The organism is Sediminibacillus albus (genome assembly GCF_900101125.1).
GTDB classification, from domain to species: Bacteria; Bacillota; Bacilli; order Bacillales; family Amphibacillaceae; genus Sediminibacillus; species Sediminibacillus albus.
Window position 1 is genome coordinate 73,823 of record NZ_FNFL01000002.1, and the last position, 13,105, is coordinate 86,927.

Annotated in this window: 15 protein-coding genes and 1 riboswitch; of the genes, 14 read left to right on the forward strand and 1 reads right to left on the reverse strand. The window is 42.4% G+C overall.

The window, feature by feature from the left end:
- The first annotated feature begins 110 nt into the window (after positions 1-110).
- The 14 genes from BLR93_RS06570 (at position 111) to BLR93_RS06630 (ending at position 12,078) form a co-directional block, all read left to right on the forward strand.
- Positions 111-2,219, forward strand: coding sequence for a BglG family transcription antiterminator (locus BLR93_RS06570; RefSeq protein WP_093212519.1), 2,109 nt, complete (start codon positions 111-113; stop codon positions 2,217-2,219).
- A gap of 11 nt (positions 2,220-2,230) precedes the next feature.
- Positions 2,231-2,677, forward strand: coding sequence for a PTS sugar transporter subunit IIA (locus BLR93_RS06575; protein ID WP_093212521.1), 447 nt, complete (start codon positions 2,231-2,233; stop codon positions 2,675-2,677).
- A complete protein-coding gene (locus tag BLR93_RS06580; protein WP_093213449.1) occupies positions 2,677-2,949 on the forward strand; it encodes a PTS sugar transporter subunit IIB in 273 nt (90 codons plus the stop codon). Before BLR93_RS06575 ends, BLR93_RS06580 begins: the two co-directional genes overlap by 1 nt.
- Before the next feature lie 58 nt (positions 2,950-3,007).
- Entirely contained in the window at positions 3,008-4,303 is a 1,296-nt protein-coding gene (locus BLR93_RS06585) for a PTS ascorbate transporter subunit IIC (protein ID WP_093212523.1), read from the forward strand.
- 77 nt (positions 4,304-4,380) lie between these two features.
- Positions 4,381-5,373 (forward strand): phosphotriesterase family protein, encoded by a 993-nt coding sequence (locus tag BLR93_RS06590; protein WP_093212526.1) that lies wholly within the window; start codon positions 4,381-4,383, stop codon positions 5,371-5,373.
- A gap of 15 nt (positions 5,374-5,388) precedes the next feature.
- Positions 5,389-6,141: a creatininase family protein gene (locus BLR93_RS06595; RefSeq protein WP_093212528.1), complete on the forward strand. Its 753-nt coding sequence runs from the start codon at positions 5,389-5,391 to the stop codon at positions 6,139-6,141.
- Between the two features lie 2 nt (positions 6,142-6,143).
- Entirely contained in the window at positions 6,144-6,872 is a 729-nt protein-coding gene (locus tag BLR93_RS06600) for an SIS domain-containing protein (RefSeq protein ID WP_093212530.1), read from the forward strand.
- Between the two features lie 117 nt (positions 6,873-6,989).
- Positions 6,990-7,211: a hypothetical protein gene (locus BLR93_RS17735; protein ID WP_139184401.1), complete on the forward strand. Its 222-nt coding sequence runs from the start codon at positions 6,990-6,992 to the stop codon at positions 7,209-7,211.
- Positions 7,212-7,242: 31 nt separating this feature from the next.
- The gene (locus BLR93_RS06605; protein WP_093212532.1) at positions 7,243-7,422 is read left to right on the forward strand and encodes a hypothetical protein; all 180 of its coding nucleotides are present in this window, start codon (positions 7,243-7,245) and stop codon (positions 7,420-7,422) included.
- 232 nt (positions 7,423-7,654) lie between these two features.
- Positions 7,655-8,149 (forward strand): DUF2798 domain-containing protein, encoded by a 495-nt coding sequence (locus tag BLR93_RS06610; protein ID WP_093212534.1) that lies wholly within the window; start codon positions 7,655-7,657, stop codon positions 8,147-8,149.
- Between the two features lie 121 nt (positions 8,150-8,270).
- A riboswitch (TPP riboswitch) is annotated at positions 8,271-8,404 on the forward strand.
- 102 nt (positions 8,405-8,506) lie between these two features.
- The gene (gene tenA, locus BLR93_RS06615) at positions 8,507-9,187 is read left to right on the forward strand and encodes a thiaminase II (protein WP_093212537.1); all 681 of its coding nucleotides are present in this window, start codon (positions 8,507-8,509) and stop codon (positions 9,185-9,187) included.
- Between the two features lie 17 nt (positions 9,188-9,204).
- The gene (locus tag BLR93_RS06620; RefSeq protein WP_093212539.1) at positions 9,205-9,783 is read left to right on the forward strand and encodes an ECF transporter S component; all 579 of its coding nucleotides are present in this window, start codon (positions 9,205-9,207) and stop codon (positions 9,781-9,783) included.
- Positions 9,784-9,796: 13 nt separating this feature from the next.
- Positions 9,797-11,266, forward strand: coding sequence for an ABC transporter ATP-binding protein (locus BLR93_RS06625; RefSeq protein WP_093212541.1), 1,470 nt, complete (start codon positions 9,797-9,799; stop codon positions 11,264-11,266).
- An 11-nt stretch (positions 11,267-11,277) separates the two neighbouring features.
- The gene (locus tag BLR93_RS06630) at positions 11,278-12,078 is read left to right on the forward strand and encodes an energy-coupling factor transporter transmembrane component T family protein (RefSeq protein WP_093212543.1); all 801 of its coding nucleotides are present in this window, start codon (positions 11,278-11,280) and stop codon (positions 12,076-12,078) included.
- A gap of 530 nt (positions 12,079-12,608) precedes the next feature.
- On the opposite strand, the gene BLR93_RS06635 is transcribed toward BLR93_RS06630, so the two are convergent.
- Positions 12,609-13,034 (reverse strand): RDD family protein, encoded by a 426-nt coding sequence (locus BLR93_RS06635; RefSeq protein WP_093212545.1) that lies wholly within the window; start codon positions 13,032-13,034, stop codon positions 12,609-12,611.
- Positions 13,035-13,105 lie beyond the last annotated feature (71 nt).

Below are 13,105 nucleotides of genomic sequence, written 5' to 3' on the forward strand. Positions count from 1 at the left end.
CATTTGTTTTTGCACAAAAGTCTGTGAGTGATTTGGTCTTTTGAATAGGGTATGGTTGGCATATAGTTAAGTTAAGGCCGATAAAAAGTTTTGCTCCAAGGGGGAAAACAATGAATTTGGATAAGCGCAGTACTGCTATATTAACCCAAATTGTCCATAGTGACCTGTATATTCCAGTCGAAAAACTTGCCGAACAGTTTAACATTTCGCGAAGAACGGTCTATAACGACTTGGATAAAATCAACTTTTGGTTGAATGAAAACAAAATAAGTGAAATCCAGCAAATAAGAGCTGCCGGCTTATACTTGGAAAAGCAGGCGAAACAGGAAATCATGAGCAAGTTGCTCGTGTTCCCGGTTTATTATTACGAGCTGTCCCCTGAAGAAAGAAAGGCATGGCTTGTCATTTACTTTCTGGCCAGTGAAACTCCTTTGTTTTTGAAAGATTTAATAACAATCACCAGGGTAAGCAGGAATACCGTGCTGGAGGACTTGAAAGGTTTACGGGAAGAGCTCGAGCGTTACCATCTGGAGCTTACTTCCCGGAGAAAGCTAGGCTATCAGGTCGTTGGCATGGAAGCCGATAAACGGGGAGCGCTGGTCAATTATATTGCCATGATTAAACCTCAGCATGGTTGGTATCCATTGATCAATGGGTCAACTTCTGAAGCTGTCAAACAAATAGAAAAAGACAGTAACTATGCAATTTTCAACCAGTCGGAGCTAAGTAGGATCTACCGGGCATTGAGCCGGTGTGAACAACGGTTGGGCATCCAATTTACGGATGAAGTACTCAACACCCTGGTTATTCGATTTTACTTGTTTTTGCAGCGAATCAAGCAACAACAATACGTGGAAATCGACCCGGTTGAACAAACAGTCATCGAACAAACCCAGGAATTTGAAGCAGCAAATGACATTATCCGCGGTTTGGAATCTGTTTGGCATATCAACGTGCCAGAGGCGGAAGGGTTTTATTTTGCTAAGCATCTGTTAGGTTCGAAAGTAAATTATAATCTCAGTTTTCAGGATGAAGCCGAAGAAATTACGGGTTTGCGCGAAGTAGTACGGAAAATGATCGAGGATTTTCAACTGGTGGCAGTTGTTTCTTTTTCTGATATTCCAGGAATGGAAACTAACTTACTCTTACATTTAAAGCCGGCTTACTACCGAATAAAATATGGCATCGATATGGGGGAGCAGCCATATGAATCGGTGGAAGACAATTTTCCGGAAATTTATCAATTAACGAAAAGAGTCATTCCTTCTTTTGAACGTTTTGTCGGGAAAGAAATCGATCAAAGGGAAATCGCTTATATCGCCATCCATTTTAGCGGATGGCTGCATAAAGAAGGATTGTCAATTCAGCATCGGAAAAAAATGCTGATTGTATGTACCAATGGATTAGGAACTTCCCGGTTATTACAAAGCCAGCTGGAAGGGTTGTTTTCCGAAGTGGATATCACCGGAATTGCCTCCTTGCGTGAATACCAGCAAACAGAATTAGCAGTTGATTTTATCGTTTCGACTGTACCTTTACAGGATCGGGGGGTCCCTGTCTGTTTAGTAAACCCGTTGCTTGATAACCATGACAAGGAAAAACTATTAAAGCAAGTCAATGCCTTGTTCGCGGATGGAAATGGGTATCATCATTATTCGGTCGATACCCTTGTGGATATTGTGAAGCGTTATGCGCCCATCGACGAAGAAGGACAGCTGAGGCAGGAATTACGGAAGTATTTATACCAGCCTACAGTGGCTTCAGAAGCTAGATGGAAGCCTTCTTTGAAGGAATTATTGAACGAGGATAACATTGTTATGAAAAACTCCTGTCCAAGCTGGCAGCAAGCAGTTAAGAAGGCGGCGAATCCCCTTTTGGAAAAGGATTTGATCACGGACGGATATGTAGATGTGTTAATCGATAATATCGAGAAACACGGCCCTTACGTGGTGCTTTCTCCTTTCATAGCTATGCCGCATGGACGGGCGGAAGACGGTGTGAAGCAGCTGGGAATTAGTTTATTGCATTTACAGGAACCAGTTGAAATGATGGGCAAAAAAGTCAGAATCTTCATAGTTTTGGCTCCGGAACATAACGAAAAACATCTAAAAGCATTGGCGCAGCTTACCAGTATGTTCAACCATGACAAACGCGCATTATTGGATGCAACGAATATCGAGCAAATTTGTAAAATCATTACAACCTATTCATCAAGATAAGGAGTTTGATCATGAGATTTTTAGAAAAGGGATTAGTCAAAGTCGGAGCAAAAGCTGCAGATGCTGAAGATGCCATTAAACAGGCGGGCGTTTTATTGGCGGATGCAAAGACAGTGGAGGATGTGTATATCGATGCAATGGTGCAGTCTTTTCAAGAAAACGGACCGTATTTTGTCCTTGCACCGCACATAGCCATCCCCCATGCCAGACCGGAAGATGGAGTGAAGGAAGCATCTGTCTCGCTATTGCAGCTGAAAGAACCAATCACATTCGGGCATTCATCCAATGATCCAGTTCAATTGATATTCGGTCTTGGGGCATCATCCAGCGAAGAACATATCGATTTATTAAAAAAACTGACACAGCTTCTCAATAAGGAAGAAAACGTTAACCAATTAAGAACAGCAGCCAGTTATCACGATATCAAAACGATTATTGAAATGGAGGAAAACAAATGATTAAAGTACTATCGGTGTGCGGTTTGGGACAAGGTACCAGTTTAATTTTAAAAATGAATGTCGAGCAAGCGTTAACAGAGAAGGGAATCCAGGCTGATGTTGAACACATGGATGTCTCGACAGCCTCAAGTATGAGCGCCGACTATATTATTACCAGCAATGAATTAGCAGAAGGTCTTGAAGGTCACAGCGCCAAACTGATAATCGTCAATAACTACTTCGATCTGGATGAAATAAACCAGGCGATTGATAACCATATCGTAGAAAATTAAGGGGATAGAATTAGAAAGGCAATAAAAGTATTTTAGAGAATCAAAGGGGGAAAGAAAGATGGAAGCCATTTATTGGTTAGCAGATAACGTGTTTGGAACACCGGCGATTTTGTTAGGCACTATCGTATTAATCGGTCTTTTGCTGCAAAAGAAAACAGCAAGCCAACGGGTTAGTGGTACGTTTAAAGCAATCATCGGATTTTTGATCATTAGTGCCGGAGCAGATATTATCGTTGGTGCGTTAACTGTATTTGAACCGCTTTGGAAAGAAGTTTTTAATCTATCAGAACAGCCGCTAGGCGAATTTATGGGACAGAATGCCTTTAATGCGGAATATGGAAGTGCGGTTACTTTAGCAATGACTATCGGTTTTCTGATTAACGTTTTATTGGCACGGTTTACAAGGTTCAAATATATTTATTTAACTGGCCATATGATGTTCTGGACGACTACCATCTTTGCCGGGATTGTCGTTCATACGGTCGGAGATGTTTCCTTTGGCAAGCTAGTTATTTTCCTAGCGGTCATCATGGGGATATATTGGACCATACAACCAGCCTTGACTCAACCATTCATGAGAAAAATCATGGGCAATGACAATATCGCTTTAGGCCATACATCAGCTTCTGTGGCGCTGCTAGGTGCGCTGGCAGGCAAAGTGCTTGGCAACAAAGAAAATGACTCTGAGAAAATCAAACTGCCGAAAGGGCTGGAATTTTTAAGGGATTCTAATGTCATTACAGCATTAACGATGGGGTTATTATTCTTAATCGGTGCTATTATTATTTCCTTTAGAGATACTCCCGGCGCTGAAGAACTGATTGCCAGCTCCGGCAGCCAGAACTTTGTCATCTATGCTATCATTCAATCCTTTACCTTTACTGCTGGTATTGCGGTAGTACTAATGGGTGTCCGTATGTTTATTGGCGAAATGGTACCAGCATTTAAAGGGATAGCCACAAAGATTGTCCCTGGTGCTAAGCCAGCGCTCGACAGCCCGGTTGTTTTCCCGTACGCTCCAAACGCAGTTATTTTAGGTTTTCTAGGCTCGTTTGCAGGTGCGCTGCTATGGCTGGTTTTATTAGGCAATACTGTAGGATATATCTTTGTACCAACAATGATTGTCCTCTTCTTCCATTCAGCTACGGCCGGTGTGTTTGGAAATGTCACCGGCGGAGTGAGGGGCGCGTTAATTGCTGGTTTCATTACCTCAACCGTAGTGGCCTGGGGACAGTATATAACGGTGAAAATGCTGCTTGCCGACACCATTCCAGATACAGCGATGTGGGCAGCAGACTCGGATATGTTCATATTAGGACCAATCATCAGATTCTTAGCGCAGTTATTCTTCTAACCTGTGCAACCATACTAAAAAAACGGAGAAAGGGGCGGGTACTGCCCTTTTTTCTAATTCAATAAGGAGTTTTTACCATGAGTTTTATTCGAACATTTGCCGGTGATATTAATCCAGAAAACTTAGGTTTTACCTACTCACACGAACACATTGTTTGCCGTCCTTCCTACTGGGTGGAAAAAGGTGCGGATGATTTGCTGCTGGATGACAAAAATAAATCCAAGTTGGACGTGCTCGATTTCCAAAAGCATGGCGGGCAAGCAATCGTCGATGCGACGGCTATCGACTATGGAAGAGATGTACAGGCAGTAAAAGAAATATCTGAAGAGACCGGAATTACGATCATTGGAACCGCTGGCTTTAATAAAAGCTTTCTGTGGGATGCTCCCATCCATGAAAATATTAAGAAACTGATTGGGGATTACGGCACATATTACCAATGGATTGAAGATAAAAGCGTTAATGAGCTCGCTGACTTTGTCATCCGTGAGATTGAAGACGGATTGGAAGGAACAAAGTGGAAAGGCGGGCAGGTGAAGTTCGGAACAGGTTATAACCGGATTACTCCACTGGAAGAAAAAACATTGCGTGCCGTTGCGAGGGCACACCATGAAACAAAAGCTCCGATTCACACGCACACAGAAGCAGGTACAATGGTACTCGAACAAATCGAACTGCTTAGAAAAGAAGGAATAGACCTAGAGCATGTCAGCTTTGGCCATATGGATCGCAATCCTGATCCTTATTATCACGAACAAGTGGCGAAAACGGGTGCATTTCTCTCTTTTGACGGTATTTCCAAAATTAAATATGCACCAGAGAGCACTCGCATTCATTGCATTCTGGAATTAGTCCGTAAAGGGTATACCGATCAAATTTTAGTCAGCGGTGACACAGCAAGAAAGTCTTATTACAAACACTATGACTATGGGCTGGGCCTGGAAAACATTATTGCCAAATGGGTGCCTCGTTTTATCGCAGAGGCAAACCAGCTTGGGTTTGACGGGGAAGCGTTGGTCCATAAGTTTTTTGTTGAAAATCCTGCTCGTTGTTTTACCTTTAAAAAATAAAAAAGGAGAATCTGCATGAATTTTCAAGATCAAACCTCCTATCAAATCAAGGAGAAAATTGATACCTCCAAGGTTGCGATTCTACCTGTTGGAGCAGTAGAGGCACACGGCCCGCATCTCCCGCTAGGAACGGATAACATATTGGCAGAGAGACTATCCGTTAAACTTGCAGAAGTAGTGAAGGGGCTCGTTCTGCCAACGCTTCCCTATGGCCAGGTCTGGAGCCTGCGGAACTTTCCTGGAAGTATCACCGTCAGCAATAAATCCCTGATTAACTTTATTGTAGATATTGGTCAAAGCCTATATCAGCAAGGTTTTGAAATATTTGTCATGGTTAACGGCCACTTAGGAAACGGAGCAGCATTAAAGGATGCTGCACGTGAGTTATATGAAACTTGCCCCGATTTAAAAGTGCTTTACTTATTTTACCCAGGGATGAACAGTGCTGTGGAAGAAGTAAGAGAAACACCAGCTTCGCATGGAACCTATTTTCATGCCTGTGAAATTGAAACTTCTTATATGCTTTATTTGGCTCCAGAGTTCGTCGAGATGGACAAAGCGATAAACGATATCCCGGATATTCCGCTGAGTGCTGATGCTACCCCGACTCCATGGGAAGAATTTACCGAATCTGCTGTATTAGGAGACGCTACCCTGGCGACGGAGGATAAGGGGATCTACATTATTGATACAGTTATGAAGAATATGGTTCAATTAATTGAAGGTGCCAAAAAGCGATCACAAAACTCTGACTTAAATGGAGGATGAACATGTTAGCTAAATACTTTGATAAAATTAAAACGTTATTACAGGTAGTTGAAAAAGAAGAATTTCCTGCCATTGAACAAGCGGCAGAAAAGGTAGCCGAATCACTGCAAAACGATGGGGTCATTCATCTTTTTGGCTGTGGTCACTCGCACATTTTGACGGAAGAAGTCTATTACAGAGCGGGCGGTCTTGTTCCCATTCACCCTATTTTACATGAGCCGTTGATGCTGCATGAAGGAGCAGTCAGATCATCGACTTTAGAAAGAAAAAATGATTATGCCGGACAGTTTATGAATGACCAGGATATCCGCCCAGGGGACGTGATGTTGGTTCTTTCCACTTCAGGGAGAAATCCAGTACCGGTAGACGCTGCCAAGATTGCAAAAGAAAAAGGAGCCTTTGTGATCGGGATTACTTCTATTAAGTACTCAAAGAGCCAGCCTTCCAGGCATAGGAGCGGAAACCATCTATTTGATGCTGTCGATCTGGTGATAGATAATCATTCACCGATTGGAGATGCTTTACTGACCCATGAAAAAGTGGAGGTCAACTTTACTCCAAGCTCAACTGTGATCGGAGCTGCTATTATTAACGGCATGTTTGCAAGATCAATAGCAATCATGGCAGAAAACGGTTTTCAGCCGCCGGTATTTTTAAGCGGCAACATTGAAGGTGCAGATGCACATAACAAACAGCTAATTGAAAAGTACGCAGACAGAGTGAAATTATAATCGATAAAAGGACTGGGCATCTCTTTATTTTGAAGGGGTGCTCTTCTTCTTCGCATTAAAATCCATCCGTTAAGGAAAAATATGTTAAAGTTAAAGTATCGTTATGTGAAGAAGGTGATGGCAATCGATGAAAGTCCAGAAAAGAAATTATTCCTGACCAACCTTACCGTGAGTTATGAAGAGCGTCGGCAGTTAAAAAGCACTGATGTAGATCCAATGGCGCCATTACCTTGGGGCGACAACTATTCGTTATTGGGTTTTCGCTTATGCTGTCGTTTTGGCGGTATGTCTTGTCGTCAGGGGTCGCTTCATGTTTTCCATAACGAGTTAACAGGCTAAAACAGTAAAGTTTAACGAAGGGGTGGTTAGATTGATTAATGTTATTTTATTTATAGTCTCTATAGTCGTATTTTATATAGTGATCGAGACAGCGGTAAAAAACGGGATAAATAAATCACGGATTGGCGAGTATTACCAAGCGGGAAGTCTCGAGGAGCCCGAGGATACAAAGGAGTCGTTTTTTGATGATGACCTGGACAATCGGGACTAGTCCGGACTGCAGATTGAACAAGGGCAGGATGATGAAAATTTAACAGTATGAAATATGGAAGAGGATCGTCAATGCGGGCGGTCTTTTTTTAGTGTAATTTTAGTTTAGTAGATTTTTAGGTGCTAAGCAAACGGAACATTTTGTGAATAACATTGTTCACAAAATGTTCACTTATGAGAGATTTCCGTTATCGATATAATAACAAGGCAGCAAAAAGAAGGGATGATGGAAATTGCCAACTACTAGAAAAGAAAATTTTTACTTTGGAATGACAATGTGTATTGGAATGGTTATATTTATGACATTTTATAATTTATTTGTAAATGGATTGCTAGGCACTATATCATTCAGAGCTATCCTTATCCAATTAATTATCGGTTTTATGATTGCTTTCCTATTGGAGTTATTCCTTGTTGGTCCAGCGGCACATAAGCTTGCTATTGCTTTGCCATTTACCAAATCTAAAGATATTTATCGGATTCTCTCCATTTCATTTTTCATGGTTGTCGGAATGGTGCATCTTATGTCTATTTATGGCATGGTGGTTTCTTACTTGTTCAACGGCCTGGGTGAAGAATCAATCCTCAGAAGTTACTATTCCATAGTCTTAAAAAATTTCATTTTTGCTCTCCCTCTACAGCTGATCATCATGGGGCCGGCTGTTCGTTATTTATTTGGTAAATTCGTTATAAGCCAGAGATCTGCACAGGGGAATGCGGCAAACTAGACGTTCAGCAATCAGGGCTTTAGCTGCCGAAAGCTCGTTGAATAAGAGATTATGAGACACGGGCTGATTGACAATTGTCTATTCCATGTTATGATATGGATTAACAAATGAATTAACTGAATTTTTCCACTAGGGGTACCTTGATATAGGTGAGCACATCATCTATTGACCAAAGGTTGAGATTAAAGTAAAACTTTAAGACCCTTAGAACCTGATCTGGTTGATACCAGCGTAGGGAAGTGGAGTAGCGGATTACATAGGTATGTCTATATATATCCAATACAACCACTTTCTTTACGTTGGTAAAGAAAGTGGTTTTTTGTTGTTAAATATTAATTTCTTTAGGAGGTTGTTTAAATGAAATTTACTAAACAGTTGCGGAAAGAAGCGGATCCTATTTGGGAAGCAAGTTTTCGCCACCCTTTTATCAGAGAGCTTGGGGAAGGGACTTTGCCATTAGAATGTTTCCGTTACTACGTCATGCAGGATGCTTATTATTTATCCCACTTTGCCAGAGTACAGGCATTCGGTGGTACGAAGGCTGGCGATTTATATACAACGAGCAGAATGGCAGCACATGCCCAGGGAACCTATGAAGCAGAATTAGCGTTGCACAAACAATTTACTGAACTGTTGGATATTACCGAAGAGGAACAAGCCAATTTCGAGCCATCTCCAACCGCTTATGCATACACATCACATATGTACAGGGCAGCATTCCAAGGTCATCTGGGTGATATCCTTGCTGCGATTCTGCCTTGCTACTGGGTTTACTATGAAATTGGCGAAAGGCTCCAGGACCGAACGCCGAAGGAGCCAGTTTACCAGGAATGGATCGGCGCTTATGGCGGGGAATGGTTCAGAGCATTGGTGGAAGAGCAGATTGACCGGCTGGACCAAGTTGCAGAAACAGTCACCGAGGCTGACCGGCTGCGAATGAAACAGCATTTTATCATAAGCAGTCAATATGAATATTCCTTTTGGGAGATGGCTTACCAATTAGAGAGGTGGCCAGCGCTAAAAAAAGAAAGCAAATAGAAAGGGAGAGAAATCGTATGCAAAAAGGGTTAAAGTTAACCGATATTCTTGTAACAATTATCATTGCCTTAATTTTCGGTGTGATTTATAAAATATGGGGACCACTTTATGGACTTATTTCCACTTTCGGGCTGCAAGCTGAACAGCTCATTTACGGGATGTGGTTCATCGCAGCCACTGTTGCCTTTTTGATCATTCGCAAGCCAGGCGTAGCCGTTTTGGCAGAGGTTGCTGCTGCCCATGGAGAATTTATTTTCGGAGGAGAGTGGGGAGTCACTACGCTTATCTTTGGTTTAGGGCAAGGGATAGCGGCAGAAATTGTCTTCGCTGCGTTTGGCTACAAGCGGTATAACGTCCTCGTTGTATCATTGGCAGGTATTGCTTCTGGATTGGCTTCCATTGGCATCGATTTTTATTATGGCTATATAGGCGATTTGGCTGTCTGGAATTTACTCTTATTGGTAGGATTTCGGCTGGCAGGTTCGGTAATGATTGCTGGGATTTTTGCTTATCTTATTGTCAGGACATTGGAGAAGACAGGAGTCACCAGCCTTGTCCGCCCGGCCTCTAATCAGGATTTTAAGGCCCTGGAATGATAGGAGGATTTAGATGGCAGCCATTACAAGCATAAAAAATTTGAGGTTAAAATTCCCGGGAGTGGAGTCCTTGCTGTTCAAGGACTTCTCCCTTGCTTTTAAAAAAGGTGAAAAGGTTCTTATATTAGGGCCTTCAGGTTCAGGTAAATCCACGCTTTTACAGGTGTTGACTGGCATCATTCCTAAATCGGTGGAAGTGCCGATGAAAGCAGAAGAAGTGTGTACGCCTGATTCCTGGGGTTTTTTGTTCCAGGACCCTGATACGCAATTTTGCATGCCCTATGCCGATGAAGAAATTGCTTTCGTTCTGGAAAACCTGCAAATACCGAAGACACAAATGGAAAGCCTCATCAGGCACTATTTGGAGCAAGTCGGACTTGATCTCGATGACACCCATACTAGTATCCAAACCCTGTCAGGCGGGATGAAACAACGGCTGGCGATTGCCTCGGTTCTTGCCCTAGAGCCTGATGTGCTATTCTTAGACGAACCTACGGCCATGCTTGATCCGGAAGGGACAAGGGATGTATGGCAAACAATGAAAAAAGTAGCGAAAAATAAAACAGTAATTATCGTCGAACATAAAATTGAAGAAGTTATCGATTTTGTCGATCGTGTCCTTTTATTAAGCGATCAGGGGGAGATCATTGCCGACGGGTCGAAACAGCAGGTTTTTAGCGGGTATAAGCATGTCCTTGCTGAACAGGGGATTTGGTACCCGGGTGTATGGGAGGAATATCTGCTCGCTCAAAATCAAAGCAGAGCCAAGCCGGCAATCGACAAAGCAATGCCGATGATTTCTCTTGACAATTTCTCAGGATATCGGGGCAAGGCAAAAAAAATCGAAGTTAATCGAGCCAATGCTTATCCTGGTGAATGGATCACTGTGGTGGGGAAGAATGGAGCGGGAAAAAGCACACTGCTCCATGCATTAATGCATCTCATCAAGGTAAAAGGGACTTATCAAATTTTTGGAAATGATTTTAAAAAGCTTAAAACAATCTCTGATTATGCCGCTTTTGTGTTTCAGAATCCGGAATTTCAATTTGTCACAAATTCCGTTTACGAGGAAGCGGCATATAGCCTGCAGCTGGAGAAATGGCCTCAGGAAAAGATCGAATGCCGGGTTGAAAAACTGTTACGCTCTTATAAACTGGAAAACCGCCGAAATGACCATCCGTATCAGCTTTCGATGGGACAAAAGCGCAGACTGAGTGTGGCATCCGCTATTGTCAAACAACAGCCTATCTTATTATTGGATGAACCAACCTTTGGGCAGGATGCCAAAAACACGTTCTCCATCCTGGAACAGTTAGAATCCTTAAGATTGCTCGGCACAACGATTGTCATGGTTACCCACGACTCCAACATCGTCAAGCATTTTGCAACAAGGTATTGGCACATTGAAAATGGAAAGCTGGCGGAAGATGGTTCACCAGCTGAGTATATAGAGAAGGAAGCACTGTTGACAGCTGTTGATTAGGAGGGTATAGGATGCGCCTGGATTTTTCTTATAAACAAACATGGCTTCACCAGATTAACCCCAGTTTTAAATTTATCTTAATCGTCATACTGTTTATCCACATATTGTTTATTCATAATATCAATGTGATGATCAACTATATGGCGGCGGCCTTTATTTTATATGTAGCCTTCACAGGTCATCCCTGGAAACGACTGTTGATTATTTCAATTCCGTTCGTGCTCTTATTTGTAACTTCTTCGGCGTCGATGATCTTCTTTGGGCAGGGGGAGAACACCTGGCTTAAATGGGGACTTGTCCACATTACCGAAGAAAGCTTTCTGCGTGGATTGCATCTGGGCTTCCGCGGTATTATTTTTGCCACATTGGGGGTTGTCTTTTCATTAACAACGAGACCGGTTTATCTGTTTTATTCTTTCATGCAGCAGTTAAAACTAAAACCAAAATACGCATACAGCTTTATGGCTGCTTTCCGGCTCATCCCTATTATGATTGAAGAGCTTCAAATATTAAGTTATGCATTGAAGGTTCGTGGTGTACAGCACCAAAAAGGGGTGGCTGGTTTCTTTAAAAAGCTGCAATCCTATTCCATTCCTTTGTTGTCGCAAAGTATCCGGAGAGCCCACCGGATTGCTGTGGCTATGGAGGCCAAACATTTTTCCGCTACGACCAAACGGACATTTTATTATCAAATCGGGTTTTCAAAATTTGATATATTGTTTGTAATGTATTTTGCAGTCGTTATCCCTGCCTCCTATTTACTGGCGATTCACTTTCCGTATTTTCCTGTTACGGATGTTCGATTCCAATGAAAAAGCGTCTCTCGGCGGGGACGCTTTTTTGATTGATCTACTTGGTTTGTAAGTCGCTCTACTTTGGGCCGGAGTCGCTCCACTTAATCGGGAAATCGCTCTACTTTGGGCCAGAGTCGCTCCACTTAATCGGGAAATCGCTCTACTTTGGGCGAGTCGCTCCACTTAATCGGGAAATCGCTCTACTTTGGGCGAGTCGCTCCACTTAATCGGAAAATCGCTCTACTTTGGTCCGAAGTCGCTCCACTTAATCGTAAAGTCGCTCTACTTTGGTCCGAAGCCGCTCCACTTAATCGGAAAGTCGCTCTACTTTGCTCCGAAGCAGCTCTACTTCCGGAAGATTCTTCATTTTTGCAGCCTTCAAACTTCTTTTTCTAAAAAAGCGAAAATGTAAAATAGTGCCGAAGCACCGTGGACTGCTGCGTGGAGCAAAATAGGTAAGACTTCTTAGATGAAAAATTATTAAGCCGTCAGCTTAAATGAAATAAAAAAGGACAACATCAGCTGTCCGTTTATTTCTGCCTATGTAATTATTGTTTTTCGGGAGGGTCGTATGTCACGTACGTTCCTGCGAGAAAATCATGAATAGCGCGTTTATCTTCCCTGATACCTATCATAAAGGCGCTTATGATTACTCCGATTCCTAATGTGATAGTATAAGCGATTCCTGCTCCTATAATCCTTAAGAGCATCGTTCCGAGCCCGACCTTTTCCCCGTCTACTCTGACAATTCGATTTCCTGCCATTCTTCTTCCCAAAGTGTACCCATACCAGACGACAGGTAATAACGAGGCGTATAGGAGTCCTAATAGATTCACAGGCCGAAAATTACCTGTATTATAAAAATCACCGTATAAAAGCATGGAAAGAAATCCTGACACCGCATAAATAATAATTAAATCTAAGATTCTCGCTAAGAATCTATTCTGGAAACCTGCTGGATTCGTAATCTCCATACAGCCACTCCTTCCATTTCCTTCAATGAATAATGAATTTTCCCTCTACAAACAGGCGTAACGTCAAGGTT

What these genes read in the sequence shown, in the direction of transcription:
- BLR93_RS06570 (WP_093212519.1), top strand. Translation starts at nt 111, where the DNA reads ATGAATTTGGATAAGCGCAGTACTGCTATATTAACCCAAATTGTCCAT.
- BLR93_RS06575 (WP_093212521.1), top strand. Translation starts at nt 2,231, where the DNA reads ATGAGATTTTTAGAAAAGGGATTAGTCAAAGTCGGAGCAAAAGCTGCA.
- BLR93_RS06585 (WP_093212523.1), top strand. Translation starts at nt 3,008, where the DNA reads ATGGAAGCCATTTATTGGTTAGCAGATAACGTGTTTGGAACACCGGCG.
- BLR93_RS06590 (WP_093212526.1), top strand. Translation starts at nt 4,381, where the DNA reads ATGAGTTTTATTCGAACATTTGCCGGTGATATTAATCCAGAAAACTTA.
- BLR93_RS06595 (WP_093212528.1), top strand. Translation starts at nt 5,389, where the DNA reads ATGAATTTTCAAGATCAAACCTCCTATCAAATCAAGGAGAAAATTGAT.
- BLR93_RS06600 (WP_093212530.1), top strand. Translation starts at nt 6,144, where the DNA reads ATGTTAGCTAAATACTTTGATAAAATTAAAACGTTATTACAGGTAGTT.
- BLR93_RS17735 (WP_139184401.1), top strand. Translation starts at nt 6,990, where the DNA reads ATGGCAATCGATGAAAGTCCAGAAAAGAAATTATTCCTGACCAACCTT.
- tenA (WP_093212537.1), top strand. Translation starts at nt 8,507, where the DNA reads ATGAAATTTACTAAACAGTTGCGGAAAGAAGCGGATCCTATTTGGGAA.
- BLR93_RS06620 (WP_093212539.1), top strand. Translation starts at nt 9,205, where the DNA reads ATGCAAAAAGGGTTAAAGTTAACCGATATTCTTGTAACAATTATCATT.
- BLR93_RS06625 (WP_093212541.1), top strand. Translation starts at nt 9,797, where the DNA reads ATGGCAGCCATTACAAGCATAAAAAATTTGAGGTTAAAATTCCCGGGA.
- BLR93_RS06630 (WP_093212543.1), top strand. Translation starts at nt 11,278, where the DNA reads ATGCGCCTGGATTTTTCTTATAAACAAACATGGCTTCACCAGATTAAC.
- BLR93_RS06635 (WP_093212545.1), bottom strand. Translation starts at nt 13,034, where the DNA reads ATGGAGATTACGAATCCAGCAGGTTTCCAGAATAGATTCTTAGCGAGA.